Below are 26,992 nucleotides of genomic sequence, written 5' to 3'. Positions count from 1 at the left end.
CCTGGCGGTTATCATTTTTAACAGTATAAAAAGCAGCCAGGCCGGAGACTTCGTGCATCAGCACTAAGCGGGCCTGCAAAAAATCACGCATTTGCCCGGCGGTAGTCCAGCCAGATCACATCTGCGCCCCATCTCTCAGCCCTGTAAAAAAAGCGAAAGAAGGAGGCGGCAGACGCGCGGGTGTGGAAGAGTGGCATCATTTTGAGCAAAGGGGATTTTTGATGTTGAATGCATGGCACCTGCCCGTCGCGCCGTTTGTGAAACAGAATAAAGATCAGTTAATTATCACGCTCTGGCTGAGTGGGATCGGTTTGCCGGAGCGGGTGATGCTGCGCACCGAAATCGACAATGAAGAGACCCCGCTGGCCATGCACCGGCGGCGGAAAACCGCGGCGAACGGCGTCAGTATCTGGCAAGTTGCGCTGGACATCAGCAGCGGGCAACCGCGCCGCCGCTACAGCTTTAAGCTCCTGTGGGAGAACCGGCAACTGTGGTTTACGCCGCAGGGGTTTAGTCGTTTTCCACCCGCCCGGCTCGAACAGTTTGCCATTGATGCGCCGGATGACGGGCCGCAGTGGGTGGCCGACCAGGTGTTCTATCAGATTTTCCCGGACCGTTTTGCGCGCAGCCAGCCGCGCGGTGAACAGCAGGATAAGGTTTATCATCACCATGCCGCTGGTCACCCGATCGTACTGCGCGACTGGGACGATCCGTTAACCGCGCAAGCCGGGGGATCAACCTTTTATGGCGGCGATCTCGACGGGATCAGTGAAAAGTTGCCCTACCTGAAAAAGCTGGGCGTTACCGCGCTCTATCTCAACCCGGTTTTTGTCGCCCCCAGCGTGCATAAATATGACACCGAAGATTACCGCCATGTCGATCCGCAGTTTGGCGGTGACGAAGCCCTGTTGCGCCTGCGGCACAATACGCAGCAACTGAATATGCGTCTGATCCTTGATGGTGTTTTTAACCACAGCGGTGATTCCCATGCGTGGTTCGATCGCCACAACCGTGGCACTGGCGGTGCCTGTCATAACCCCGATTCCCGCTGGCGTAGCTGGTACAGTTTTGACGAGCAGGGCCGCGCCCGAGACTGGCTGGGTTATGCCAGTCTGCCGAAACTCGACTATCAATCGCCGACGCTGGTTGAAGAGATTTATCAGGGAGAGGAGAGCATTGTGCGTCACTGGCTGAAAGCGCCGTGGAACATGGACGGCTGGCGGCTGGACGTGGTGCATATGCTGGGCGAAGACGGCGGGGCGCGTAACAACCTGCACCATATTTCGGGGATCACCCGCGCGGCGAAAGAGACGCTACCGCAGGCCTATATTTTCGGCGAACATTTTGGCGATGCGCGCCAGTGGCTACAGGCGGATGCTGAAGACGCGGCCATGAACTATCGCGGTTTTACGCTGCCTGTGTGGGCGTTTCTGGCGAATACAGATATTGCCTACGATCCGCAGAAAATCGATGCGCAAACTTGCGCGGCATGGATGGATAACTACCGGGCCGGGCTGTCGCACCAGCAGCAGTTGCGTATGTTTAACCAGCTCGATAGCCACGATACGCCGCGCTTTAAAACCGTACTCGGCAAAGATGTTGCCCGGCTGCCGCTGGCGGTGGTCTGGCTGTTTAGCTGGCCGGGAACGCCGTGCATCTATTATGGCGATGAAGTGGGGCTCGATGGAGCGAACGATCCCTTTTGCCGTAAGACCTTCCCATGGGATAAAAAACGCCAGGATGCGCAACTGCTGGCGCTCTATCAGCGTATGGCGAAACTGCGCACGCGTAGCCAGGCGCTGCGTCGCGGCGGCTGCCAGGTGATTTACGCCCAGGAGAATGTGCTGGTGTTTGTCCGTGTCTGGCAGCAACAGCGCGTTCTGGTGGCAATCAACCGCGGCGAAGCCTGTGAAGTGGTGCTGGAGGATTCGCCGCTGCTGGAGAACCGACGCTGGCAAGCGAAAGAGGGAAACGGGCTGGCGCAGGATGGCATTCTCTCATTGCCCGCCATTTCAGCCTGTGTGTGGCTCGGACAGTAAGACTTATTGCGCCAGGTTACAGGGGACGGTGCCTGGCGCAACGGAATAAATCGAATCACGGTGGTATAAATATCATATTTATTCGCGTAACGGGTGATTTCATTTTATTTCGGCTGTCCTCTAAATGTTTTATTTATTTTTTTTAGTGGATATTTTTTTGGAACAATGAGAATGCTAACGCGCTGTATCGCCTGTTTTATTTTCTTTCCGTCCTGAAATAGGAAAAATCAAAAAAAAAGAGTAATTTTCACCACCTATAATCAAGAAGGTTTGCATGCCTGCCTCCGGTATTTATAAAGGGTTGGCATATAACTTATTGAATGGGGTGGTAATCATGTCGGTTCGAGAATTAATATATCCTTTAAATTCCTCGCGCATTTTTATTGATCATCAACCGCAACTGGTTTTCGCTGTTACCACTCTTTTTCGGCAACTCCTTAAAAATAATACAGTTGCGTTGGCGAAAACGGGAAAACTATTTAACCTTCCCGTTATCTACACCCCGGTGGAAAAAAACGTTTCAGTGGTTCTATCTGGCCGGAGTTATTGGCCGGGCATTCCGGTAATTAAACGCTCCTCAATGAATTTAGCGGAGGATGCTGCTCCTATCGAAGCGGAAAAGCGACCGGGCGTAAAAATTGATTTTCCCGGCGCTGATGGCGCTGGAAGCGGGTTATGAAGTGTATGTTGTCACGGATACCGCCGGAGGCACCTCTCTTGCTCGCGAGCATGCAGGCGCTTACGGAATGGGCGTGGGCTACGCTTGTACGAGGGTGCATAGCGCACCGCAATGTACTGCGTAATCCACAAGGCGGAAATGTTCCGCCCCTTCAAAGAGGCTCGTCATTGTATGGCGCAAAATAAGCCGGTAACCCTGGTTATTACCCATTCACTATTGCCTGAGCAAGCGGAGATGTATGAGCAGTGGCTGGGCAAAATCATGCCCGTCGCGGCAGAGTTTCCCGGTCATCTGGGGGCGAATGTTATTCGCCCTGCGGAAGGGCAAAATCTGTGGAATATCATTATTCGCTTTGACACGCTCGAACATCTTTATGCCTGGACTCAATCTGAGACGCGTAATGCACTGGTGAAAGAGATTGCGCCGCTGCTGACCGAGGGAGATAAAACCGAAGTTCACACCGAAGCCGCTTTCTGGTTCACACCCCCGGCGGCACATGTTCGGCGGCCAAAGCAGTGGAAACAGTTTCTCCTCACTCTGCTGGTGATTTTTCCCAGCACCAATCTGGTTCCCTCGTTGACGGGGCTCCTGCTTCCGGGGCTGAAGGGAACCTTACTGCTGCATTTTATTAACGATGCCTGCGTGGTTGCGCTGGTTGTCTGGTTGTGGATGCCCATTGTGACCCGCCTGTTTGCGGGCTGGCTGAAAAAAAACTGACTGCTCAAGGAGTGCGTTATGCCCCACACTGCAACCCTGATATTAACGAAGGGTAAAATTCATACGCTCGATCGCGAAAACCCGCTGGTCGAAGCGGTGGCGATAGCTGACGGTAAGATCCTCGCCACCGGCAGCCACGATCGCATCCTCAGCTATGCGACGGATGCAACGCAGGTGATCGATCTGCGTGGTCAAACAGCGATCCCCGGTCTTAACGATTCCCACCTGCACCTGATCCGCGGCGGGCTGAATTACAATCTGGAGCTGCGCTGGGAAGGCGTGCCGTCGCTGGCGGATGCCCTGCGAATGCTCAAAGATCAGGCGGCGCGAACGCCCTCGCCGCAGTGGGTTCGCGTGGTCGGCGGCTGGAGTGAATTCCAGTTCGCAGAACGGCGCATGCCCACGCTTGATGAGCTGAATGATGCCGCGCCGGATACCCCGGTATTTGTGCTGCATCTTTACGATCGGGCGCTGCTTAACCGGGCGGCGCTGAAGGTAGTGGGCTACACCAAAGAGACGCCCAATCCGCCGGGGGGCGAGATCGTACGCGACGAACAGGGTAACCCGACCGGAATGCTGGTGGCGAAACCGAATGCGATGATCCTCTATTCAACGCTGGCAAAAGGGCCAACATTGCCGCTGGAGATGCAGATCAACTCCACGCGTCAGTTTATGCGCGAACTTAACCGGCTGGGGCTGACCAGCGCCATTGATGCAGGTGGTGGATTCCAGAACTACCCGGAAGATTACCAGGTTATTGAGCAGTTGCACGCCCAAAAGCAGATGACCATCCGCATCGCCTATAACCTTTTTACCCAGCGTCCAAAACAGGAGCTGGACGATTTCTCGCGCTGGACAGATATGTTGAAACCGGGGCAGGGAACCGATTTTTACCGCGCGAATGGTGCCGGAGAGATGCTGGTTTTCTCTGCCGCTGATTTTGAAGATTTCCTGCAACCGCGTCCCGATTTACCGCAGGGCATGGAGGAGGAGCTGGAGCGCGTGGTGCGTCATCTGGTCGAGCACCGCTGGCCGTTCCGCCTGCACGCCACCTATGACGAATCCATCAGCCGTATGCTGGATGTTTTTGAAAAAGTGAATCGTGATATTCCCTTCAATGGACTGCACTGGTTTTTCGATCACGCGGAGACCATCTCTGAGCGCAATATCGAACGGGTAAAAGCGCTGGGCGGCGGGATTGCCGTGCAGCACCGGATGGCGTTCCAGGGGGAATACTTTGTTGATCGCTATGGTAAAGAAGCGGTTAAACAGACGCCGCCGGTGGCAAAAATGCTGGCGCAGGAGGTACCGGTTGGTCTCGGTACTGACGCGACGCGCGTAGCGAGTTATAACCCCTGGACCGCGCTCTATTGGCTGGTTTCCGGGCGAACCGTGGGTGGGTTGGCGATGTATGACGACAATAACCGCCTGTCTCGCGATGTGGCGCTGGAGCTGTGGACGGCGGGTAGCGCCTGGTTCTCCAGCGAACAGGGTAAGAAGGGGCGCATCGTGAAAGATCAGCTCGCCGATCTGGTGGTGCTGTCAAAAGATTACTTCAGCGTAGCGGAAGAGGAGATCAAAGGGATTGAATCGGTGATGACGATTGTGGATGGCAAAGTGGTTTACGCGGCCGGGCCGTTCAGCCCATATTCGCCACCGCCCATTCCAGTTGTTCCTGAGTGGTCGCCGGTTGTGAAGGTTGCCGGACATTACCGCTCAGCACCGCCGGTTGCAGCAAAAGTCGAGATGGCACAGCAGATGCACCAGTGCATCGGCAGTTGCGGTGTGCATGGGCATCAACATGATTTCGCTCGCCGGTCAGCTATTCCCATCTCTGATGCGCAGGCATTCTGGGGTGTCATGGGCTGTTCGTGCTTCGCGTTTTGACGGTTCGCGCAGAGATAACAAAAAGGCCCGCAGTGCGGGCCTTTTTATCAAACGCTGCCGATTACAGGCTGGAGACGTTTTCGCTCAGGTATTTTGCCACGCCGTCTGGAGAGGCGCTCATCCCTTCTTTACCTTTTTCCCACTGCGCCGGGCAAACTTCGCCGTGCTCTTCGTGGAACTGCAGCGCGTCAACCATACGCAGCATTTCGTCGATGTTACGTCCCAGCGGCAGGTCGTTAACTACCTGATGACGCACGATACCGTCTTTATCGATCAGGAAAGAACCGCGCAGCGCAACGCCTGCATCCGGGTGTTCGATACCGTAAGCCTGCTGGATTTCACGTTTGATATCCGCAACCATTGCGTATTTCACCGCGCCGATACCGCCTTTCTCAACCGGCGTATTACGCCATGCGTTGTGAACAAACTCGGAGTCGAAGGAGACGCCAACCACTTCAACGCCGCGCTTCTGGAACTCTTCGTAGCGTTTGTCGAAAGCGATCAGTTCAGACGGGCAGACGAAGGTGAAATCCATCGGCCAGAAAAACAGCACAGTGGCTTTGCCGCTGGTGTGCTGTTTGAAATTAAAGTTTTCAACGATTTCACCGCTGCCCAGTACGGCTGCCGCTGTAAAATCCGGTGCCTGACGAGTGACCAGTACCATATGTACTCCTGTGATTTACAAGGTTAATTAGAACGCAACGCGGGCCAGTATAGGGAGAGGGCGAAAGTGGCTCAAAGCGCCATTGACAATCGTTGAGACAGGTTTTGCCTATCAATTAAAGCGTGCGCGCAATTGCCTGCTCCATCATGCGCGGGTAGAACTGCCAGAACAGGTTTTCCAGTTCGGCGTAGTTGGCGTCGAGATCCTGCCAGGAGTCGCGCAGCGCATCAAGCCGGGGGCGGCGGTTGGCCATGCCGTTGAGTACATTCTGAATAAAGGACATCTCCCGGTAGCGCTCCAGCCAGCGTTCCGACCACAGGTAGTTATTCAAATTTACAAAACGCGGCGGGGACTCCGGCAGAATGGTGGCGACCTGCGAATGGGCATAACGCACGAAATCCTCCAGCGAAAAGTCGGGGGAGAGTTGCGCCCAGTGGCGGGAGAGAAAGTGATCCCACATCACATCCAGCGTGATCGGCGCGACCCGGCGCGTTTGCGCGCGGAATCCTTCCCGGGCGATTTTGACTTCCGGCAGGTTGTCGGTCATCACGTCAATACGGCGGTGCATATAAATGCCGTCCACTACGGCTGGCGCGTAGAGATTTTCCGGGTTGCCGCGAACGAAGTCCGCCAGCAGGTTGCCGGGCAGCGAACTGTCCGCCAGGTGTGCAAGATGCAGGTGCGCTAAAAAATTCATGTTCTGTCCATCATTGTCGATTGCAGGTGTTCCGGCTTTCGCGGCTCCCGGTGGAGCCAGCGCTGGCGCTGTTATACCACTTTCTCTTTTAGGTTATTTTTTGAACCAAAAGCGGCTAACGGTTGCAGCGAAAGGGCGCGGGCACTAGACTACCCGCCTCTTATTTTGTCTTGAGTTAGTGTCATGCGCGTTGCCGATTTTTCCTTTGAATTACCCGAATCCCTGATTGCCCACTACCCACAGCCCGAGCGCAGCAGTTGCCGCTTACTTTCGCTGGATGGCCCAACAGGCGCGCTGACGCACGGTACTTTCACCGATTTACTGGATAAGCTCAACCCCGGCGATCTGCTGGTGTTCAATAATACCCGCGTGATCCCTGCACGCTTGTTCGGCCGTAAAGCGAGCGGCGGTAAGATTGAAGTGCTGGTTGAGCGCATGCTCGATGATAAACGTATTCTGGCACATGTTCGCGCGTCTAAAGCGCCAAAACCCGGCGCGGAGCTGTTGCTGGGCGATGCGGAAGATGTTCAGGCAACCATGGTGGCACGCCACGATGCGCTGTTTGAAGTTGAGTTTCATGATGAGCGCCCGGTGCTGGATATTCTTAACGCCATTGGCCATATGCCGCTGCCGCCGTATATCGACCGCCCGGACGAAGATGCCGATCGTGAACTCTATCAGACGGTCTACAGCCAGAAGCCGGGCGCGGTTGCCGCACCGACGGCGGGTCTGCATTTTGATGAACCACTGCTGGAACGTCTGCGCAATAAAGGCATTGAAATGGCTTTCGTGACCCTGCATGTCGGTGCCGGGACTTTCCAGCCGGTACGCGTCGACAGCATTGAAGATCACATCATGCATTCCGAATATGCCGAAGTGCCGCAGGAGGTTGTGGACGCGGTGCTGGCGGCGAAAGCGCGCGGCAACCGTGTTGTCGCTGTGGGAACCACGTCCGTACGCTCACTGGAGAGCGCCGCGCAGGCCGCCAGCGATGCGCTGATTGCGCCGTTCTTCGGCGATACGCAGATCTTCATTTATCCGGGTTATCAATATCAGGTGATCGATGCGCTGGTGACCAACTTCCATCTGCCGGAATCGACGCTAATCATGCTGGTTTCCGCGTTTGCCGGGTATCAGCACACCATGAATGCGTACCGCGTCGCGGTTGCGCAGGAATATCGTTTCTTTAGTTATGGCGATGCGATGTTTATCACGTACAATCCGCAGGCCATTACTGAACGTCCATAAAAAGGCTATTTTACTTGCCATTTTGCACTTGGGCAGTGCTCGCAATCCTCACGTACTATGTGTACGCTCCGGTTGCTGTGCGCTGTCTGCGTCCAAACTGGCGGCGTCAATTGCACCTTTTTTGCTTGTTGATGAATTCGATGCTGTGGAGTGATTTCACAGCAGATAGTTACCATCAGACTGTCTCTCTGATGCTGGAGAAAAAATGAAATTTGAACTGGATACCACCGACGGACGCGCCCGCCGCGGTCGTCTGGTGTTTGAACGCGGCGTAGTTGAAACGCCGGCGTTTATGCCTGTGGGCACTTACGGCACCGTAAAAGGGATGACGCCGGAAGAAGTGGAAGCCACTGGCGCACAAATTATTCTGGGCAACACCTTCCACCTGTGGCTGCGCCCGGGCCAGGAAATTATGAAACTGCATGGCGATCTGCACGATTTTATGCAGTGGAAAGGCCCCATTCTGACCGATTCCGGCGGCTTCCAGGTCTTCAGCCTTGGCGACATTCGCAAGATCACCGAATCGGGCGTGCACTTCCGCAATCCGATCAATGGCGATCCCATTTTCCTCGACCCGGAAAAGTCGATGGAGATCCAATACGACCTCGGTTCCGACATCGTAATGATCTTCGATGAGTGTACGCCGTATCCGGCCGACTGGGACTATGCGAAACGCTCTATGGAAATGTCTCTACGCTGGGCGAAGCGCAGTCGCGACCGATTCGATGGATTAGGCAACAAAAATGCGCTCTTTGGCATCATTCAGGGCAGTGTTTACGAAGATTTACGAGATATATCGGTCAAAGGTCTGGTAGAGATTGGCTTTGATGGCTACGCTGTCGGCGGTCTTGCTGTAGGGGAGCCAAAAGAAGATATGCACCGCATCCTGGAGCATGTCTGCCCGCAGATCCCTGCAGACAAACCTCGATACCTGATGGGCGTGGGTAAACCGGAAGATTTAGTTGAAGGTGTGCGTCGCGGTATTGATATGTTCGACTGTGTTATGCCGACGCGTAATGCCCGTAACGGTCACTTGTTTGTGACCAATGGCGTGGTGAAAATCCGTAACGCGAAATATAAAAGCGATACCGGCCCGCTCGATGCTGAGTGTGATTGCTACACCTGTCGCAATTATTCACTCGCGTATTTGCATCATCTCGATCGTTGCAACGAAATATTGGGCGCGCGTCTCAATACGATTCATAACCTGCGGTATTATCAGCGTTTAATGGCTGGTTTACGCAAGGCTATCGAAGAGGGTAAATTAGAGCGCTTCGTAGCGGATTTTTACCAACGTCAGGGTCGACCGGTTCCACCTTTGAACGTTGATTAATTAAATAAATGAGGGAATTTGAATGAGCTTTTTTATTTCTGATGCGGTAGCGGCAGCTGGCGCGCCGGCACAGGGCAGCCCGATATCTCTGATCCTGATGCTGGTGGTGTTTGGTCTGATTTTCTACTTCATGATCCTGCGCCCGCAGCAAAAACGCACTAAAGAGCATAAAAAGCTGATGGACTCCATCGCTAAAGGTGATGAAGTACTGACCAACGGTGGTCTGGTTGGTCGCGTAACCAAAGTAGCTGAAACCGGCTATATTGCGATTGCGCTGAACGACACCACTGAAGTAGTAATCAAACGTGACTTCGTAGCTGCCGTTCTGCCGAAAGGCACCATGAAGGCGCTGTAATCATTTCGTTTTCCCAAAGGGAACTGCCGTGTTAAACCGTTATCCTTTGTGGAAGTACATCATGCTGGTCGTCGTGATTATCGTCGGCCTGCTTTACGCACTTCCCAACCTGTATGGTGAGGATCCGGCTGTTCAGATCACTGGTGCGCGCGGCGTCGCCGCCAGTGAGCAAACGCTGATCCAGGTCCAGAAAAATCTACAAGAAGAAAAAATCAACGCGAAGTCCGTGGCACTGGAAGATGGCGCTATTCTCGCTCGCTTTGATTCGACTGACACACAGCTGCGCGCCCGCGAGGTGCTGGTCAGCGCATTAGGCGATCAATACGTCGTAGCTCTTAACCTTGCTCCTGCAACGCCTCGCTGGCTGACCGCCATTAAAGCCGAGCCTATGAAACTCGGTCTCGATTTACGCGGCGGCGTGCACTTCCTGATGGAAGTGGACATGCAAACAGCGCTGACCAAGCTGCAGGAACAGAATATGGACAGCCTGCGCAGCGATCTGCGCGACAAAGGGATTCCTTACACCACCGTGCGTAAGGAAGATAATTATGGCCTGAGCATCCAGTTCCGCGACAGCGCGGCGCGCGATCAGGCGAATACTTACCTGACCAGCCGCCACCGCGATCTGGTGATCACCAACCAGGGCGACAACGTTCTGCGTGCGGTGATGAGCGATGCGCGTCTGAGTGAAGCGCGTGAATATGCTGTTCAGCAGAACATCAATATTCTGCGTAACCGTGTGAACCAGCTCGGCGTTGCCGAACCGCTGGTGCAGCGCCAGGGCGCTGACCGCATCGTGGTTGAACTTCCGGGTATTCAGGATACTGCGCGAGCTAAAGAGATCCTGGGTGCGACCGCTACGCTGGAATTCCGTCTGGTAAACAGCAGCGTGGACGCTTCTGCCGCGGCTGCCGGTCGTGTACCGGGTGATTCTGAGGTGAAACTGACGCGTGAAGGTCAGCCGGTTGTGCTGTACAAACGTGTGATTCTGACCGGTGACCACATTACCGACTCCACATCCAGCCAGGATGAGTACAACCAGCCGCAGGTGAACATTTCACTGGATAGCGCGGGTGGCAACATCATGTCGAACTTCACCAAGGACAATATCGGCAAGCCGATGGCGACCCTATTTGTGGAGTACAAAGACAGCGGTAAGAAAGACGCCAATGGCCGTGCGGTGCTGGTGAAACAGGAAGAGGTGATTAACATCGCCAATATCCAGTCTCGCCTCGGTAACAGCTTCCGCATTACCGGTATCAGCAACCCGGCCGAAGCGCGTCAGCTCTCGCTGCTGCTGCGTGCTGGTGCGCTGATTGCGCCGATTCAGATTGTTGAAGAACGTACTATTGGTCCAACGCTGGGTGCGCAGAACATTACTCAGGGTCTGGAAGCCTGCCTGGCGGGTCTGGTAGTGTCGATCATCTTCATGATCTTCTTCTATAAGAAGTTTGGTCTGATCGCGACCTCTGCGCTGGTGGCGAACCTGGTGCTTATCGTCGGTATCATGTCGCTGTTGCCTGGCGCAACGCTGACCATGCCGGGGATTGCGGGTATCGTGTTAACCCTTGCGGTTGCGGTGGATGCGAACGTACTGATAAACGAACGTATTAAGGAAGAGCTGAGCAACGGGCGTTCCGTCCAGCAGGCGATTCACGAAGGTTATCAGGGCGCATTTTCATCGATTTTCGATGCGAACGTCACCACGTTGATTAAAGTGCTTATTCTGTACGCAGTAGGTACTGGCTCGATTAAAGGGTTCGCAATTACCACCGGTATCGGTGTGGCGACCTCCATGTTTACCGCTATCGTCGGTACCCGTGCCATCGTCAACCTGTTGTACGGCGGCAAACGCATTAACAAGCTGTCTATCTGAGGAGTGCGTTGTGGCACAGGATTATACTGTTGAACAATTGAACCACGGCCGTAAAGTCTGGGACTTTATGCGCTGGGACAACTGGGCTTTCATCATTTCCGGCGGGCTGCTGATCCTCTCCATCGTTGTGATGGGTGTTCGCGGCTTTAACTGGGGCCTGGACTTTACCGGCGGTACGGTTATTGAAATTTCGCTGGAAAAACCCGCGGACATGGATTTAATGCGTGACGCGCTGGAGAAAGCAGGCTTTGCGGAACCGCTGTTGCAGAACTTCGGCAGCAGCCGTGACATTATGGTGCGTATGCCGCCTGCGCAGGGTGAAACCGGCGGGCAGGTACTGGGCAGCAAAGTTGTCAGCGTGATTAACGAAGCGACCAGCCAGAACGCTGCGGTGAAACGCATCGAATTCGTTGGCCCGAGCGTCGGGGCAGATTTGGCACAGACCGGCGGCATGGCGCTGCTGGTTGCGCTGATCTGTATCCTGATTTACGTCGGGTTCCGTTTCGAATGGCGTCTGGCGGCGGGTGTGGTTATCGCTCTGGCGCACGACGTGATCATTACCATGGGCGTGCTGTCGCTGTTCCATATCGAGATTGACCTGACCATCGTGGCATCGCTGATGTCGGTGATCGGCTACTCGCTCAACGACAGTATCGTGGTATCTGACCGTATTCGTGAGAACTTCCGCAAGATCCGTCGCGGTACGCCGTATGAGATCTTCAACATCTCACTGACGCAGACCCTGCATCGTACCTTGATCACCTCCGGCACCACGCTGGTTGTGATCCTGATGCTGTATCTCTTTGGCGGTGCGATGCTGAAAGGCTTCTCGCTGACCATGTTGATCGGGGTTTCCATCGGTACGGCGTCTTCCATCTACGTTGCATCGGCGCTGGCGCTGAAGCTGGGGATGAAGCGCGAACATCTGTTGCAGCAGAAAGTGGAGAAAGAAGGGGCGGATCAGCCGTCAATTCTGCCGTAAGCTTGCTCTCAACGCTAAAAAACCGCAGCCGGTGCTGCGGTTTTTTTATATCCGCTGATTATAAGAACGCCGTTTTTATCCCTGTTTTAAATTAGCCATGGAATTAACAAGGCTATAAGCGAGCATTTCTGTTTTACCCGCAATATTCATTCTGCCTGTTTTTATTTTTTTGTTAGAGTCAGCGGCACTTTCATTTTGCCCGCGAGAATCCAGATGTGCTGAAGCCAAAAAAGGTGCTTATTGCTGACGATCATCCTATTTATCTGATGGGATTACGGGCACTGCTTAACCCACTTTCCAGTCAGTATCAGATTGTTGATGAAGCCATGACCACTGACGAACTGGTAGTGAAGCTTGAGCAGCAACCTGCGGATATTTTAATCACCGACTTCAGCATGCCGGGTACCCGGTACAATGACGGGCTGGCTCTGATACAGCTTGTGAAAAGGCGCTGGCCAGAGCTATTAATCATCGTCGTTACCATGGTGAGCAATCCTGGTCTCCAGCGTTCGCTAATGCGTCTTGGCGTACATCGCGTGCTGAATAAAGCCAGCCTCTCTACCGAATTGTTGCATACGATGAAAAGCCTGACGTCCACCATGGCGGCTGGCCGGATCGGTAGCATCAAAGAGCGAACAACGATGAAAACAACGGTTCACTTAACACCGAAAGAGAATGAAGTTCTGCGTCTGTTGCTGCGCGGAATGACGGTGAATGAAATCAGCGTCAGGCTGAGCCGTACCAAGCAGACCGTTAGCGCGCAAAAGAAGAGCGCGATGCGGAAATTAGGCGCCACGTCGGAGTATGAGCTTTATCAGTCCGTGCAACAGCTCGGATTAATCAGTTAAGTCAACGTGTTATGCAGGGATTGCCACTTCTTATTATGCAGGTTATGCAGGGATTGCCACTTCTTATTATTACTCACCGTTGCGAGCAGCAGTACAGATCACCGCGCGCGCACCCACAAAAGCATATTGCAGGCTTCAACGACGCGCTCGGCCTGCTTAAGCAACGCCAGTACCACGCCATAGCATTCGAGCTCGACGATCAGGAAAAGGCGGGTTGTGACGCCCTGGAAAGCATTCTAGCTGCAGAGCTGGCGGGCGATGTGGCGACAACGCCACTGCTGCTGGGCTGTGGTGATTGGTCGCAGGCGCAGGAGGAGAACCGGCTACGGCTCAAGGGCTTTGATCGATTGCTGCCGCTGATGTTTTCTGATGAGCAGGTGAGGGCTATTTCACTCAGGCCAGAGCCGGATCTGCATGAACTCAGCGCGCTGGCCGGTCACCAGCAGCCGGTTATTGAGGCGATGATCCCAACGCTGCTGAGAACGTTAAGCAGCGATCTCCGTCAACTGGAAAACCTGCAACGTGATGGATCGCTGATACAGATAGCGGATCTGGCGCACCGCATGAAATCCTCTTTTCACCTGTTGGGCATGCGCTATGCCCGGCGCCGTTGCATCACCATGGAACGATTGCCTGCACTACTCCACGAGCAGCGAGTCAGTGAAACGCAGTCCACGAAGATGCGCCATCGCTTTGGTATCGAGGTGCATGAAAGTTATCAATTTTTGCAAAGAGCGTTGGGCGTTACATCGAATGAATAGATCAGACGGGATGGCAAAATACCCGATTTTTCCTTTCCTCAGGCGTGCAGGGGCTATGCTGTGTCTTCTCTGTACGTTTGCTGTGGCGGCGCAGGGTGCCGATGAGGTGAAGGACGCCGGGAGCCCTTTTTTCTCGCCCAACGAAAAACAGTGGATTCGTCAGCATCCGGTCATCCGCGTGCTGGCTTTTGACGCCAGCGCGCCGATGAGTTTTATCGATAAAAAACTGAATTTCAGTGGTATCAGTGCCGATTTGCTGACTATCGTGCGTATCCGTACCGGCCTCAATTTTGTGATCTCCGAAGTCAGCAGTTTCGAGGCGCTGAGCGAAAAGATCGCCGCCGGAGAGGCCGATATGGTGGCCGGTATTCCCGCCGGCCGCCTGCCAGAATTACGTTATTCGCGCGTTTGGTTGACCAGTAAATATACCCTGTTGACGCGGAGCAAAACGCCAGCGGTAAGCACGCTTGATGCGCTTTCTGATCGTTTCGTTGCCGTGCGTGAAGGCACGTTGATCGCACGCTATCTTGCTGCGCAATATCCGCAGATCAAAGTGATCGGCACCCGCAGTCTGACGGATGCTGTGGATATGCTGTCCGCAGGCCAGGTGGATGCGGCGATTGGCATTGAAGCGAACATCGATTATCAAATCAGACGGATTGGCCGCGATAAGATTGATATTTCCAGCCTGCAAGAGGTCAATCCCCTGCACGTCGCTTTCGGTGTTTCCGCAGCCGCGCCGGAACTGCTCTCGATCCTTGATAAAGTGCTGGATACCATTCCGGATAATGATTATCAGCGGCTTGGCAGCGGCTGGCGCTACGAAGGCGGTGCATTCTGGCAGCGCTGGCGGCAACATCTTTGGCAAATCGGCGTACCCGCAACGATGGTATTGATTCTCTCGCTGCTGTGGGGCCTTTCATTGCGACGCCAGGTTAAACAGCGCACGCGCATGCAGTTGCGGCTCAAAGAGCAGCTTACGTATATGTATAACATCATGCATGCCGTTCCCTGGCCGATGGTGGTGCGGAACCTTGAAGGCAAAATGATTGATTGCAATGGTCGCTACCTGGCTGAAATGAAAGTCGCACGCGGCGATGTGCTTGGCGAAACCATCGACGTTTTGCCGTTGCCTGAATATCTGAAACGTGGATTCCGGCAGGATTATGTGGACGTAATTGAGACGGGACGGCCACAGATGGGCGATCGGGTGCTGGCGCTGGATCACAGCACCAAACCGCGTACCGTTTTCCACTGGATCATTCCTTTCCATGATAGCGACGGGGCGATCGGCGGGGTCTGCGGCGGCTGGATGGATGTCACCGAACGCGAAGAGCTGGTGCAACAGCTTAATGATGCCCGGGATGAGGCGCTGGCATCGAGCCGGGCAAAGAGCAATTTCCTTTCGGTGATGAGCCATGAAATCCGCACGCCGCTGAATGCGATTCTCGGCATCCTCGAACTGCAAATTAAGCAGAACGTGAAAGAGCACCACTCTCAGCCGATGCTGGAAGTCGCGCATGATGCGGCAAAAAATTTGCTGACGGTCGTGGGCGATATTCTCGATATTGCGCGCATCGAATCGGGCCGTATGGCCATTGAGCCACAAAAAGAAGATCTGATCGCCTTAACCCGTTCGGTGGTGTTGCTCTTTCAGGAAGCGACCGATCAGAAGCAAATCAGCATTGATTTGCGGGTAATTGGCGGCAATACCTGTCTGTTGAAGATCGATCCCTGCCGCTATAAACAGATCCTCTCTAACTTGTTGAGCAATGCGATTAAATTTACCCACGAAGGGGGCATTGAGGTCATTTTGCAGCATCAACCCACTTCTGATGGCAGGATCGAGGTTGAGCTCACTGTGAAAGACACCGGCATTGGCATCACTCCGGAAGATCAACAGCGCCTTTTCAAACCCTTTACCCAGTTAGGCATGGAAGGAGAAAACTCCCGGCTGGGAACCGGGCTGGGGTTGTTTATTTGCCGTACACTCTGTGACTTGATGAAAGGCACGCTCTCGTTAACCAGCGCGCCAGGTGAAGGGACCACGGTCGTGCTACAGCTTTGTTTGCCCGCAGCGATTGCCAGCGTGGAGAAGCCGCTGGATAAAACGCCCAGGAGCAAATCGCTGACCACCGTTAAGCGGGTATTAATCGTGGATGATTACCCCCCCAATCTCATGCTGTTACGACATCAGCTTGAATTTTTGGGCCACCGGGTGAGCGAAGCGCAGAATGGTGAGGAGGCGCTAACGCTGTGGCGGATGTATGACAATTTCGATTACGCCTTAATTGATTGCAATATGCCGGTGATGGATGGCTTCACGCTGGCGCAGCGGTTACGCGCAGAGGAGCGGGAAAATGACCGCGAGCGGGCAACATTGCTCGGCTTTACGGCCATTGCGCAGGAAGAGGTTCTCGATCAATGCCTGGCCGCGGGAATGGATGGTTGTTTATTTAAACCTTGTTCTCAGGAAGAAATAGCGAAATGGATTAAATAATATCGAGAATATTCAAAATGGACCTCGGTTATTCTCAACCATTACGAGATGTAACGCATTGGAATAAAATTCGCAGCCCCTATTATTGATGACGCATTTTTAATTAACTCTTGTAACAGGAGGTTACTTTTGAAAAAGTTATCATTGGCTGCATTAATTACTACGGCGTTACTCTCTCAGTCTGCACTGGCTGAATCAAATAACCATATGATGAGTTATCTGACTTCCTGGGGATTACCTGCGGACGCGGCTACTCAAATGATGAATGCAGATGTTGATACTTATTTGCTTTCATTCGGTGGTTGGGATCAGGACGGTGCAATTTATACTTCTGATAATATCGCTGGTGATATAGCGTATAACGATTATTGGTTACCGCAGACTTATACATCCTGGACTCAAGTTAAACTGGCTGCACCCTACAAAAAAATGATGGTGGCATTCGGTGGCGCAACATACGAAAGTATTTGGGCGCATCTGGCGAATGACAATAGCCGTGAAAATATTGCTCAGGGTCTGGTAAAACTGCTGCGTAAGGATTTCCCGGTTTATCAAAAAGGCCTGCAGGCGGATCAGGTTCAGGGTCCATGCCTCAGCACTAACGGAAATGGTACCTGTAACCTGGCGAACTACCAGAAAGCGGGCACCGTACAGATCGACGGTATCGACTTTGACTTCGAGAAAACCGCTCGTCTGACTCCGGAAGAGAACAACAACCTGATCAAACTGGTTAAACGCGTACGTGAACTGCTGGGTCCGAACAGCGGCAAACTGATCAGCCTGACGACTTATCACGTGGGTGCTGACCCGCTTGAGTGCTCTAGTTCTTCTGTGACCGAGGGTTGCTCCTTTATTGAAGACGCGCGTTCCACTCACCACGGTGAAGTGCTGGATCTGCTGAAAAACAGCCGCGATCTGTTTGATTTCTACAACGTAATGGCATACGACGCGGGTCCGCGCTTCAAGTATGACGTTGCAATGGCTAACTACGCGAAAGCCGTTGGCGATGCGAAGAAAATCATCCTCGGTAACACCCTGACCACCCAGTGGGGCCCGGAAGGTCGCTATGCTGAAACTCGCGAAAACAACATCGCGCGTGCTGCATGGCAGGCTGCAAATGGCTACGGCGGTGTATTCGTATGGGCGATGGGCGCTAACGATACCGGCCTGAGCTTTGGTGACCAGATCGACTACATCAACGATATGAAGAATGCTGCCAGCGGCGGCGTGCCGGAAACCGGCAACACCGTTCCGGTTGCTCGCGCCAGCTACCAGAAAGAAGTGCAGGGTTCAGCAACGGTAACGCTGGATGCTTCCTCTTCTTATGATGCGGATGGCGACACGCTGACTTACACCTGGACTCAGGTTGCAGGGCCGCAGGTAACACTGAACAATGCGAATCAGCAGAAAGCGACTTTCACGCTGAACAGCACTGATGTGGACACCACGCTGGGCTTCAAACTGACGGTTAACGATGGCAAAGATGATTCTCTGCCGCTGGAGTTTTCCATCAAGCACCTGGCTGACGATGTCGCAGAAGAGCCGGAAGAACCGGGTGAAGAACCAGGCGACGAGCCGGGTGAAGAACCGGGCGAAAACCCAGGCGATAACCCGGGTGAAGAGCCGGGCGATAACCCGGGCAACGGTGACGTCACGGCATGGAACGCTTCTACCATCTATGCTCAGCCTTGCCAGAAAGTAACTTATCAGGGCAAAGTCTGGGTCAACGGCTGGTATGTTCAGGGCGAAGCGCCGTCCGACGCTAACCCGTGGGGCGCATGGCGTCCAGTGGGTTCTGCAACCATGCACACCCAGTGTAAATAATATTTTCACCCTTCGGCGCCCGTTGTGACGCCGAAAAAGAAAACATCAGATATTAATAAAATATTTGTCTGTTCGGAAAATATATATCCAGGCCATATCCTTCGGGATATGGCTTTTTTATTTTGTTATCACCTGGTCATAGCAGAATATTCCCGTGGCAGCGGAGGGAATCTTATAAAGTAATGGAATGTTGATATTATTATTAGAACGATAATTCATTACTTTAACCGGGCAGTAAATACTACACATGGATGGAGTTATTAATGAAATTATCAAAAGTTTTTCTCGCAGTCACAACCCTTTGCATGGCTGGCGGCGCTTTAGCACATGGTTATGTTACCGAACCAGCTTCCCGCGCAGCGTTATGTACTGCTGCTCAGGGAAACCAGAACAAAGATTGTGGCGCAGGCCCGCAGTATGAACCGCAGAGCGTTGAAGGGCCGGATGGCTTCCCGGCTTTAAACGCAGGTCCGGCTGATGGACACCTGGCGAGTGCTGGCGTGGGATCAATGGTTAATCTGGATCAGCAGAGCGCTTCTCGCTGGACTAAGCATCCAATGAAAGCGGGCAAGAACTCCTTTACCTGGAAATTTACCGCTGCGCATAAAACTGGCTCCTGGAAATACTACATCACGAAAGCAAACTGGAACCCGAATCAGCCGCTGACGCGCAACTCTTTTGAAGCCCAGCCTTTCTGCGAGGTTACAGGTAATGGCGCGATTGCGAATACCAATCCGAAGCACGAATGTGACGTACCGGAACGTGAAGGTTATCAGGTAATTATGGCTGCCTGGGACGTCTCTGATACCGGCGCGACCTTCTACAACGTGATTGACGTTGATTTCGGCGGCAACAACCCGGCTCCGGCTCCGGGTGATGAAGAAGAAAACCCGGCACCGGGCGACGAGGGTGATACCCCGGCACCGGGCGACGAGGGTGGTACTCCGGCACCGGGCGACGAGGGTGATACTCCGGCTCCGGGCGACGAGGGTGATACCCCGGCTCCGGGCGACGATACTGTTGCCGCATGGAACGCCACCACGGTTTACTCTGCACCTTGCCAGAAAGTTTCTTATCAGGGCAAAGTCTGGGTCAACGGCTGGTGGACTCGCGGTGACGCACCTTCCAGCGCTAACCCGTGGGGTGTATGGCGTGAGCCGGGCTCTGCTTCCGCGCACACTGCCTGTAAATAAGTCTGCTCTTCTCCGGCGTCCCTTGTGGCGCCGGAATTCTGAGAAGCGCTCGCTCCTCAGAACCCGGATTCGTTCTGCTTCATCATCCCCTCCGCTGCTTCCTTTCTTACTCCTCTTTCGTTAGATACTCGTGCCCCGACATTGCTGCAGCCAGGCTGATTCTGAGCGCCATAGCATGTAAAAGAAGTAAATGGTGAAGGTAATTCAGGCACGGTTTTGCAGGTGCGCGCTTCAGTAACGTGAAGGGAGAAGGCAATAAAAAACCGCTTTGTGAAATAAAGCGGCGTTTTATCGGCGAAAAAAAGCGTGCTGCGAGGGGGAAAACGAGGGATAACAACAGAACCCGCGAAATTCGCCACTGGCGGACATAAATCTGTGTTTGGACTTACATCGCAATATCGAACATACGGGTCTGGAATAGCAGGCAATAAAGCTGGCAGTCTGTTTTTACATTCAGTTTTCCCATCGCGCGTAATTTATGTGCGCTCACCGTTTTGATACTGATGTTCATACGTGTCGATATCGTGGTCAGGGAGAGCCCCCGGCATAATAAGCGTAAGACTTCACTTTCGCGCGTTGACAGTTCCTGCGGGGTGATGGCTTCGCGGCGGAACAGCGAATCCATTAAACCGCGTTCAATATAAACTTCATCCATCATTACGTTGGTGATTGCGCGCCACAACGTGCGTTCGCTGGTATTTCTGCTGATATAGCCTTTTGCGCCCGCTTCAAGAACGATGCGTACGAGGTTGGTATTGTTATAGGGGGATAAGACAATAATTTTAGTTTTGAGATAACGGCTGGAGATCCACTTAACTAACGCAATACCATCTAATTCTGATACTGGGTTACCGGTTTTAACCGTAGTTAGTCCGTAGCCAAGGAAAAGAAGATCAACTTTTTGCGTTGCGAGAATGTTAAGTAATTCTGCTTGCTCACTGGTATCGCCAACGACATCGATGTCTAGTTTGTCAGTATTTATATTGCTGGTTTTTAATGAGTTTATCATCGAGGTCATCCCGCGACGAATAATAGTATGTTCATCTGCAATTAATATATTAATTGACATCCTTAAACCTCATTGCTATCTCCATGAATGTTTACCAGAAAGATACGGATGTTATCGGGGTTTTTCTATCTGACCAGTAAGAAAAATCGACATTATCTCTAAGCGGTTTGGTTTAGCGTTACAGGCAATAAATTGGGTTCTTATCGTATATATAGCGACGTTTCTGGCGGCTTAAAGAATATTCGTTGTACGCGCGGGAGCAATCATCTTTCCTTAAATTGAAAGACCGGGACAATAACAGGGGTGAACAGCAAATTAGAGTGTGTAGGCTATTATGAAAAAAATAGATCTTAAGTTTAAAGCTCAGCAGGGATTTACGCTCCTTGAACTGCTGGTGGTATTAATGATTATTGCATTGTTGGCCGGGTTTGTCGGGCCGAAACTTTTTTCGAATGTCGATCAGGCAAAAGAGAAAACCGCAATGCGTCAGATGCACTCCTTCGCAGATGCGTTGATCCAGTACCGACTGGATACCGGAAGCTATCCGACAGAGCAGCAAGGGTTAAGTGTTCTGGTTGAAAAGCCGTCGGATGCGACCAACTGGAATGGTCCTTACCTGGCACAGCAAATTCCGCAAGATCCGTGGGGCCACGAGTACCAATGGCATAACCCTGCGCGAGCAGAACAAAAAGTTTATGAAGTTGAAATTTCCACCGCAGATAAAAACGGGAAGGATATCACTTACGGATTTTAATTATGATCAGGCTGCTCATCGTGTTAGCTCTGCTCTCCGTGCAGCCAGCGATGGCAAATTGCTGGCGTAACGCTGGCGAACGTTATGGTATCGAACCGGAATTGTTGCAAGCGATTGGCATCGTGGAGTCAGGATTATTACCAGCGGCAATCAATGGAAATAAAAATGGTTCCACGGATATTGGTCTTATGCAGATTAATAGTCAGCATTTCAGCCAATTAAAAAAATATAACATCACGCAACACGCATTAATGAATGATCCTTGCCAGAACATTATGGTGGGAGCCTGGGTTTTAGCGGGGCAGATGCGTTTATTTGGCTATAGCTGGGAAGCGGTCGGCGCATATAACGCCGGCAATGGCCGTGACAGTAAAACTAAAATGCGGCGCAAGCGCTACATAAAGAAAGTTGTTCCCGTTTATCTGCGGTTGAAAAATAAGCATAAGGATTGAGCTTTATGAGCAAAACGCATAGCTGGGAAGTCACTTATTTAGATAATGGCAAACGCAAAAAAATGCGTACTCAGGCAGAAAGCGCAATTGCTGCCCGTCATCAATTACAGCAAGCGGGTCATGCCGTCGTGCGGGTTGTCCCGCAAAAGCAACGGCAGATTAAACGCTTCGCCCTCGGTTTATTTCTTCAGGAACTGGTGGCGCTGCTTGAAGCGGGCCTGGTGGTCACCGAAGCCATCGAAACGCTGCGCGCCTGTTCTACCGATGAGCAGGTTCTTGAAATGCTCGAAAGATTGCTGGAAAAACTCTATGCCGGTTGCCAGCTTTCGCAGGCGATGAGCGCACAACCGGAAATCTTTCCGCCACTACTGGTAAATACGGTGGCTTCATCGGAGCAAACCGGGCATCTGGCCAACGCGCTGAAGCGTTATCACTATTACGAACAACGTATTGAGCAACTGCGTAAACGTATTCGCGGAACGCTCACCTATCCGGTGATTGTGCTGTCAGTAGGCGGATTAATTATCTGTTTTCTTTTGGGTTTTATCGTCCCCAGCTTTTCACAAGTGTTTGAAGGAATGAACACCCTGACGGACAGCGCCCGGCTTATTTTGTGGTGGGGAAATCTGGTCAAGCAGTCGGGACAGGAACTGTTGCTGGCGCTTGTCGCCGGTCTGGCGTTTTTCTTCTTTCTTTTCCGACAGCCCGCAGTGAAACAAACCTTGTTCAGCCTGGTGCTGAAAATTCCCCAGCTCCGGCAGCAACAGTTTCTGGGCATTCTGGTGCGCTTTTACCGCACGCTAGGGCTGCTGATTGAGGGGGGCGTCCCCGTGCCGAATGCGCTGCGCCTGGCAAAAGCCGTTCTGCCAGCCAGCCACCATCAGCGCCTGAATCGCGTGCTGGAACACGTGCTGGCGGGCAATACGTTATCGGAATCTCTTGAAAGCCAGCAACTGACGACGCCGGTTGCCATGCGCCTGATCCAGGTGGGCGAGCGCAGCGGCGAACTGGCGGGAATGTGTGAGCGCATTGCGGCTTTTTATGATGAAGCGCTGGAACGCGCCATCGATTCATTTACCCGCATCTTTGAACCCGTATTGATGATGATTGTCGGCGGGATTGTCGGGTTAGTGGTGTTTTTACTCTATATGCCGATTTTCGAAATGGCAGGGAGCATGTCCTGATGAATGTAATGCCGAATGAGATTTCTACCGTAATCGATCGCCTGCTGGCGCTCAGCGAACCCCAGCGCGGAGAGGCGTTGCAGCAGGTTCTGCTGGAACAGCCGGGCGCTTTAACATGGATGGCGGCGGAACTGGGGCTGAAAGCGCTGACAGCAGAAGATCTGCATGCCGCAGAGATCCATTTTGAACATGTCTCGCTCAACGACGCGGTGGGACGAAAGGTACTGCCGGTGCGCTGGCAGCAGCAAGAGTGGCTGTTGTTGAGCGATCCTTTTTCACTGGATCTTCGCCAGTGGGCGCAGCGTTTGCCGGTCACGCTGGCGATTGCGCCTCCGCTCTGGCTTCAGGAGCAGTTGCAGGCGCTGGCCGGTCAGCAACGCACCATGGATCAGCTTGAACAGCAGGTCAATGAAGGGGCGGAAGATGAGATGATCCTTGAGATCACGCCCGCCATCATCGCCAATGAAGCGAATCCTATTATCAAGCTGCTCAACGCCACGCTGTACGATGCGATGCAGAGCCGCGCCAGCGATATTCACCTTTCGGCCGTTCCCGATGGCCTGGCGGTGAAATATCGCGTCGATGGGGTGATACACGCTATCCGCCATTGCCAGGGGATTCACTATTCCGAACAGGTGATTTCACGCCTGAAAGTGCTCAGCAATATGGATATCTCTGAACGACGGGTTCCGCAGGATGGGCGCTTTAAAGCGATTATTCACCAGCGGCCCGTTGATTTTCGCGTATCGATTGTGCCCGGCATTCATGGCGAAGATGCGGTTCTGCGTGTGCTGGATAAGTCGCACAGCAGTACGCTTAGCCTGGAAATTCTCGGCTTTGACGATCATACCCTGCGGGAAATTCGCCAACTGACCAACCGGCCGCATGGCATGGTGCTGGTGACAGGCCCTACGGGAAGCGGCAAATCCACCACGCTGTATGCCGCGTTGAGCGAGCTGAATAACGGTGAAAGCAAAATCATCACCATTGAGGATCCGGTTGAGTATCAACTCAATGATGTCCTGCAGATCCCGGTGAATGACAAAAAAGGGCTGACTTTTGCCCGCGGCCTGCGCGCCATTCTGCGTCACGACCCGGACACCATTCTGGTCGGGGAAATTCGTGACAGCGAAACCGCAGGTATTGCCGTACAGGCGGCGTTGACCGGGCACCTGGTGTTGTCCACGGTGCATGCCAACGATGTGTTTAGCGTACTTGAACGTTTTCTCTATATGAACGTGGAAACGGAAAGCTTATTGACCGCCTTGCAGGGCGTACTTGCCCAGCGACTGGTGCGCAGCGTGTGCCCGGATTGTCAGGAAGAGGTTGCGCCGACTGAACAGGATCTGGCGCAGTGGCAGCAGAGCGATCTCAAACATCTGCAACCGGTGTGGCGCAAAGGGCGCGGTTGCCCGTCCTGTCGGCAGAGCGGTTATCGCGGACGGCTGGCACTGGCGGAGATACTGCCTTTTAACGATGTGATGAAAGAGGCGCTGCAGTCGCGGATGCCGGTGCGGCAACTGCGAGAAATTGCGTTAGCACAAGGGTTTGTCCCTCTGCATAACGTGGCCATTCGCGCCGTTCTTGAAGGGAAAACCACATTTCAGGAGATTAACCGTGTTATCACTGCGCCCGCGTAAATTTTTGTGTGAAATCTATGAGCATCATCTGGCGCTACGCTGTGCGGGTAACCACATCGGCGAGTGCGAAATCACCGATGATGCCATGCTGGAAGAGGCGATTGATGGTCTGATTGCACCGCATGTCGGCCGTATGCCGTGGCGCGACACGCTGGCATTCTGGCTGGAAAGCAGCCGGGTTCACCACTTTACGGTGCCGTGGCAGGAGGGGATCACCAACCCGGAAGATTTTCGCGGTTACGCGGCTTCCCTGGCAATAAAGCAGTGGCCTGGCGAACAAGAGCGGTCGCTTAAGACCGATTTTATCTCGGTTAACTACGCCTCAACGGCACTGGCCGCCACCATTGACGATCGCCTGTGGCAAATACTGCTGCGCATCGGCCAACAGCGAAAACTGCGCGTGGAGGGCATTGCGATTGAATTTCAGGTGCAACTGCATCCCTGGTTGCGGCAGTTGCCGCAGGAGGCGCTGTTTTGTCTGCGCGGCGCGCATTCCAGCATTTACGCAGCGCGCCAGCAGGGCGAGTGGCATCAGGTCTGGCGGCTGAATAATGACAGTGACGGAGATGCACAGCGGCAACTGGCGCTGGTGGCGCGATTGATGGGGCTTGATAATAATGCGCCGCGTCATTTCCTGAATGCCTGTTAGTACGCTGATAATAAAGTGAACTGAAAACATATCTTTTGGCTAAGCAGACCATTTTTCTGACTAGTACTATATCCGTAGTATGCCGTTAGTTTTATTTTGATGGTCTGTATTCAGAACGTCATTTATCAAGACTGTCATTCATGGGAAGAATTATGTCTTTTGAACTCCGTCTAAAAGGAATGCCGTTCCTTTGTAACTATTCACGTTCCGTTTATGCGTGCCCTGTTATTATTATCGCGCTGATCCTGACGTTATATTTATGTGTGACGATGTTTGATCAATATCAGGAACATCAGATTCTTGATCAACAAAATCAGCATATGACTGCGGCAGTCGACAGACAAAATGAGATTGCCCGTGCGCTAAAAGTCAAAGCGCAACAAAATCAACCAAATGAAAAAGCATCGGTTTCTATTATTTCGATGCTCAACCCTGTTGCGCAGCTACTCACTTCTGATATTGCGATTGTTTCTCTGGATGCTAACCCAAATAAGAAAATCGTCACGCTGGATGTCAGTGCAACATCATTATCGGCACTGATGGATTTTAGTGCGCGACTTGAGCAAATTCCTGCCCGGGTAGAGTTAAAAAATCACACTCCAGCCAAGAACGCTACCGATAAATGGGCCGTGAATGCGACTCTGATGATCATTTTTGCAGGTTAATCATATGAGACTTTCCTTATCCAATATTCACTGGAGGCTCTCTTGCCTTCTGGAAAAAACGGGGAAAAAAACGCTATTTGCGCTGTTAGTGCCTGTTGCTTTGTTGTGCTATCAGCATATTTATATACTGCCTGATATTACCCGGCTGCGTGATGACAACTCGCTTTTACAGCAACAATTAAAGAAACCGCTACCGGTATTGGCTAACGATAAAGTGCAATTGCAAAACGCGCTGAACGAGACCGAATATCAGCAAGTTAAAACCCTGTTTGATATTCTCCAGCAGAATGATTTACAGGTTGATGGCAGCCATTATCAGTTCAGCAAAGAAGACAAAACCCGCCAACGCAAGCTTTCGCTCGATATTCCGCTGCAAGGGAAGTGGGCCGGATTAACCCATTCGCTGAGCAAGATGAGAAGCAGTCTGATTTTTAGTGTCGACAGGGTATCGGTTACGCGTGCGAACCCGGACGGTGAGCATTTGCAAATCAATCTGCAACTGACGCTTACGCTGACGTCACGTCTGGAGCCATCATGAAAATACCGTTATATCTGAAAGTGTCGCTGGTATTCACATTGAGTCTGGTGGTATGGGCGCAATTCTTTGGTGATGATTCAGCCGGGGCGTTATCCGGCACGCCGACGCGATCCGCCGTCACACAAAAAGTGCAGGAAGATAAAAAACCTGTTGTGCGTGACGAAAGCGATGAACTGGCTGATTTATTTCCTGTTTACACCCTACCCGTAGAAGAGGAAATCTCTACGGCCCCGGTAGTACAGGAAGTTGCTTTTCCTTTTCAACTGGCAGGGCTCTGGTTAAGCGATAGCGAGAAAATCATCATTATTACGGATGGCACGCGAAACTGGTTGCTTTGTAGCAATTGTGGAAAGAAAGACTTTATTCAGCCAGGTGATTTAATCACCCCGGACTGGAAATTGCAGGCAATAGAACCTGACCACGTGACAATTAAAGCAATGTCCGGCCAGGTTGAAAAACGTATCGATCTTAATTCTCTGAAAATTAAATAACCGTGAA

General features: G+C 52.7%; 24 protein-coding genes and 1 pseudogene. 22 read left to right on the top strand and 3 right to left on the bottom strand.

The window, feature by feature from the left end:
• Positions 1-221 precede the first annotated feature (221 nt).
• From malZ to AWR26_RS19795, 4 genes and pseudogenes are all read left to right on the top strand, one after another.
• Positions 222-2,039 carry a maltodextrin glucosidase gene (malZ, locus tag AWR26_RS19810; protein ID WP_064568221.1) on the top strand — a complete coding sequence of 606 codons (1,818 nt, stop codon included), beginning with the start codon at positions 222-224 and terminating at the stop codon, positions 2,037-2,039.
• A gap of 334 nt (positions 2,040-2,373) precedes the next feature.
• Positions 2,374-2,842, top strand: a pseudogene (locus tag AWR26_RS19805) (hydrolase).
• A 47-nt stretch (positions 2,843-2,889) separates the two neighbouring features.
• The gene (locus tag AWR26_RS19800; RefSeq protein ID WP_064568220.1) at positions 2,890-3,435 is read left to right on the top strand and encodes an antibiotic biosynthesis monooxygenase; all 546 of its coding nucleotides are present in this window, start codon (positions 2,890-2,892) and stop codon (positions 3,433-3,435) included.
• A gap of 18 nt (positions 3,436-3,453) precedes the next feature.
• The gene (locus AWR26_RS19795; protein ID WP_064568219.1) at positions 3,454-5,322 is read left to right on the top strand and encodes an amidohydrolase; all 1,869 of its coding nucleotides are present in this window, start codon (positions 3,454-3,456) and stop codon (positions 5,320-5,322) included.
• Between the two features lie 61 nt (positions 5,323-5,383).
• Here the strand turns inward: AWR26_RS19795 and AWR26_RS19790 are convergent, their stop codons facing one another.
• Positions 5,384-5,986: a peroxiredoxin C gene (locus AWR26_RS19790; RefSeq protein ID WP_064568218.1), complete on the bottom strand. Its 603-nt coding sequence runs from the start codon at positions 5,984-5,986 to the stop codon at positions 5,384-5,386.
• 115 nt (positions 5,987-6,101) lie between these two features.
• Positions 6,102-6,683, bottom strand: coding sequence for an ACP phosphodiesterase (gene acpH, locus AWR26_RS19785; RefSeq protein ID WP_064568217.1), 582 nt, complete (start codon positions 6,681-6,683; stop codon positions 6,102-6,104).
• Between the two features lie 183 nt (positions 6,684-6,866).
• Between acpH and queA the strand changes: the two genes are divergently transcribed.
• The 10 genes from queA to AWR26_RS19735 all read left to right on the top strand — a co-directional run bounded on the left by queA (position 6,867) and on the right by AWR26_RS19735 (position 19,603).
• A complete protein-coding gene (gene queA, locus AWR26_RS19780) occupies positions 6,867-7,931 on the top strand; it encodes a tRNA preQ1(34) S-adenosylmethionine ribosyltransferase-isomerase QueA (protein ID WP_064568216.1) in 1,065 nt (354 codons plus the stop codon).
• A gap of 205 nt (positions 7,932-8,136) precedes the next feature.
• The gene (gene tgt / locus AWR26_RS19775) at positions 8,137-9,264 is read left to right on the top strand and encodes a tRNA guanosine(34) transglycosylase Tgt (RefSeq protein WP_035887253.1); all 1,128 of its coding nucleotides are present in this window, start codon (positions 8,137-8,139) and stop codon (positions 9,262-9,264) included.
• A gap of 22 nt (positions 9,265-9,286) precedes the next feature.
• Positions 9,287-9,619, top strand: coding sequence for a preprotein translocase subunit YajC (gene yajC, locus AWR26_RS19770; RefSeq protein WP_007373486.1), 333 nt, complete (start codon positions 9,287-9,289; stop codon positions 9,617-9,619).
• Between the two features lie 28 nt (positions 9,620-9,647).
• Positions 9,648-11,495, top strand: a complete 1,848-nt coding sequence (gene secD, locus AWR26_RS19765) for a protein translocase subunit SecD (protein ID WP_071892756.1) — start codon at positions 9,648-9,650, stop codon at positions 11,493-11,495.
• 10 nt (positions 11,496-11,505) lie between these two features.
• The gene (gene secF, locus AWR26_RS19760) at positions 11,506-12,477 is read left to right on the top strand and encodes a protein translocase subunit SecF (protein WP_007373488.1); all 972 of its coding nucleotides are present in this window, start codon (positions 11,506-11,508) and stop codon (positions 12,475-12,477) included.
• 215 nt (positions 12,478-12,692) lie between these two features.
• Complete coding sequence (locus AWR26_RS19755; RefSeq protein WP_064568214.1) at positions 12,693-13,325, top strand: response regulator transcription factor; 633 nt, start codon at positions 12,693-12,695, stop codon at positions 13,323-13,325.
• Positions 13,326-13,360: 35 nt separating this feature from the next.
• Positions 13,361-14,086 (top strand): Hpt domain-containing protein, encoded by a 726-nt coding sequence (locus AWR26_RS19750; protein ID WP_082934121.1) that lies wholly within the window; start codon positions 13,361-13,363, stop codon positions 14,084-14,086.
• A gap of 55 nt (positions 14,087-14,141) precedes the next feature.
• The gene (locus AWR26_RS19745; protein ID WP_064568213.1) at positions 14,142-16,586 is read left to right on the top strand and encodes an ATP-binding protein; all 2,445 of its coding nucleotides are present in this window, start codon (positions 14,142-14,144) and stop codon (positions 16,584-16,586) included.
• Positions 16,587-16,715: 129 nt separating this feature from the next.
• On the top strand, positions 16,716-18,410 hold the full coding sequence (locus tag AWR26_RS19740) for a glycosyl hydrolase family 18 protein (RefSeq protein WP_064568212.1): 1,695 nt from the start codon (positions 16,716-16,718) through the stop codon (positions 18,408-18,410).
• A gap of 263 nt (positions 18,411-18,673) precedes the next feature.
• A complete protein-coding gene (locus tag AWR26_RS19735) occupies positions 18,674-19,603 on the top strand; it encodes a lytic polysaccharide monooxygenase (RefSeq protein WP_064568211.1) in 930 nt (309 codons plus the stop codon).
• Positions 19,604-19,988: 385 nt separating this feature from the next.
• Here the strand turns inward: AWR26_RS19735 and AWR26_RS19730 are convergent, their stop codons facing one another.
• Positions 19,989-20,672, bottom strand: coding sequence for a LuxR C-terminal-related transcriptional regulator (locus tag AWR26_RS19730; protein WP_064568210.1), 684 nt, complete (start codon positions 20,670-20,672; stop codon positions 19,989-19,991).
• Between the two features lie 274 nt (positions 20,673-20,946).
• Between AWR26_RS19730 and gspG the strand changes: the two genes are divergently transcribed.
• From gspG to AWR26_RS19690, 8 genes are all read left to right on the top strand, one after another.
• Positions 20,947-21,366 carry a type II secretion system major pseudopilin GspG gene (gene gspG / locus AWR26_RS19725; RefSeq protein ID WP_043954658.1) on the top strand — a complete coding sequence of 140 codons (420 nt, stop codon included), beginning with the start codon at positions 20,947-20,949 and terminating at the stop codon, positions 21,364-21,366.
• A 2-nt stretch (positions 21,367-21,368) separates the two neighbouring features.
• The gene (locus tag AWR26_RS19720; protein WP_064568209.1) at positions 21,369-21,818 is read left to right on the top strand and encodes a lytic transglycosylase domain-containing protein; all 450 of its coding nucleotides are present in this window, start codon (positions 21,369-21,371) and stop codon (positions 21,816-21,818) included.
• 5 nt (positions 21,819-21,823) lie between these two features.
• The gene (locus AWR26_RS19715; RefSeq protein ID WP_064568208.1) at positions 21,824-23,002 is read left to right on the top strand and encodes a type II secretion system F family protein; all 1,179 of its coding nucleotides are present in this window, start codon (positions 21,824-21,826) and stop codon (positions 23,000-23,002) included.
• The gene (locus AWR26_RS19710) at positions 23,002-24,642 is read left to right on the top strand and encodes a GspE/PulE family protein (RefSeq protein WP_064568207.1); all 1,641 of its coding nucleotides are present in this window, start codon (positions 23,002-23,004) and stop codon (positions 24,640-24,642) included. Before AWR26_RS19715 ends, AWR26_RS19710 begins: the two co-directional genes overlap by 1 nt.
• Positions 24,620-25,291: a hypothetical protein gene (locus tag AWR26_RS19705; protein WP_064568206.1), complete on the top strand. Its 672-nt coding sequence runs from the start codon at positions 24,620-24,622 to the stop codon at positions 25,289-25,291. Before AWR26_RS19710 ends, AWR26_RS19705 begins: the two co-directional genes overlap by 23 nt.
• Positions 25,292-25,443: 152 nt before the next feature.
• Positions 25,444-25,956, top strand: coding sequence for a hypothetical protein (locus AWR26_RS19700; RefSeq protein WP_064568205.1), 513 nt, complete (start codon positions 25,444-25,446; stop codon positions 25,954-25,956).
• Positions 25,957-25,960: 4 nt separating this feature from the next.
• Positions 25,961-26,494, top strand: a complete 534-nt coding sequence (locus tag AWR26_RS19695) for a hypothetical protein (RefSeq protein WP_064568204.1) — start codon at positions 25,961-25,963, stop codon at positions 26,492-26,494.
• Positions 26,491-26,985, top strand: a complete 495-nt coding sequence (locus AWR26_RS19690; protein ID WP_064568203.1) for a hypothetical protein — start codon at positions 26,491-26,493, stop codon at positions 26,983-26,985. Before AWR26_RS19695 ends, AWR26_RS19690 begins: the two co-directional genes overlap by 4 nt.
• Positions 26,986-26,992: the final 7 nt, after the last annotated feature.

Origin of the sequence: Kosakonia oryzae (assembly GCF_001658025.2) — a bacterium.
GTDB classification, from domain to species: Bacteria; Pseudomonadota; Gammaproteobacteria; order Enterobacterales; family Enterobacteriaceae; genus Kosakonia; species Kosakonia oryzae.
Note: the sequence above shows the minus strand (reverse complement) of the source record. Positions and strands in the feature narration are given on the sequence as shown.

Coding starts and splice junctions, on each gene's coding strand:
- malZ (WP_064568221.1), top strand. CDS start 222: ATGTTGAATGCATGGCACCTGCCCGTCGCGCCGTTTGTGAAACAGAAT.
- AWR26_RS19800 (WP_064568220.1), top strand. CDS start 2,890: ATGGCGCAAAATAAGCCGGTAACCCTGGTTATTACCCATTCACTATTG.
- AWR26_RS19795 (WP_064568219.1), top strand. CDS start 3,454: ATGCCCCACACTGCAACCCTGATATTAACGAAGGGTAAAATTCATACG.
- AWR26_RS19790 (WP_064568218.1), bottom strand. CDS start 5,986: ATGGTACTGGTCACTCGTCAGGCACCGGATTTTACAGCGGCAGCCGTA.
- acpH (WP_064568217.1), bottom strand. CDS start 6,683: ATGAATTTTTTAGCGCACCTGCATCTTGCACACCTGGCGGACAGTTCG.
- queA (WP_064568216.1), top strand. CDS start 6,867: ATGCGCGTTGCCGATTTTTCCTTTGAATTACCCGAATCCCTGATTGCC.
- tgt (WP_035887253.1), top strand. CDS start 8,137: ATGAAATTTGAACTGGATACCACCGACGGACGCGCCCGCCGCGGTCGT.
- yajC (WP_007373486.1), top strand. CDS start 9,287: ATGAGCTTTTTTATTTCTGATGCGGTAGCGGCAGCTGGCGCGCCGGCA.
- AWR26_RS19750 (WP_082934121.1), top strand. CDS start 13,361: ATGCAGGTTATGCAGGGATTGCCACTTCTTATTATTACTCACCGTTGC.
- AWR26_RS19745 (WP_064568213.1), top strand. CDS start 14,142: ATGCTGTGTCTTCTCTGTACGTTTGCTGTGGCGGCGCAGGGTGCCGAT.
- AWR26_RS19735 (WP_064568211.1), top strand. CDS start 18,674: ATGAAATTATCAAAAGTTTTTCTCGCAGTCACAACCCTTTGCATGGCT.
- AWR26_RS19730 (WP_064568210.1), bottom strand. CDS start 20,672: ATGTCAATTAATATATTAATTGCAGATGAACATACTATTATTCGTCGC.
- gspG (WP_043954658.1), top strand. CDS start 20,947: ATGAAAAAAATAGATCTTAAGTTTAAAGCTCAGCAGGGATTTACGCTC.
- AWR26_RS19720 (WP_064568209.1), top strand. CDS start 21,369: ATGATCAGGCTGCTCATCGTGTTAGCTCTGCTCTCCGTGCAGCCAGCG.
- AWR26_RS19715 (WP_064568208.1), top strand. CDS start 21,824: ATGAGCAAAACGCATAGCTGGGAAGTCACTTATTTAGATAATGGCAAA.
- AWR26_RS19710 (WP_064568207.1), top strand. CDS start 23,002: ATGAATGTAATGCCGAATGAGATTTCTACCGTAATCGATCGCCTGCTG.
- AWR26_RS19700 (WP_064568205.1), top strand. CDS start 25,444: ATGTCTTTTGAACTCCGTCTAAAAGGAATGCCGTTCCTTTGTAACTAT.
- AWR26_RS19695 (WP_064568204.1), top strand. CDS start 25,961: ATGAGACTTTCCTTATCCAATATTCACTGGAGGCTCTCTTGCCTTCTG.
- AWR26_RS19690 (WP_064568203.1), top strand. CDS start 26,491: ATGAAAATACCGTTATATCTGAAAGTGTCGCTGGTATTCACATTGAGT.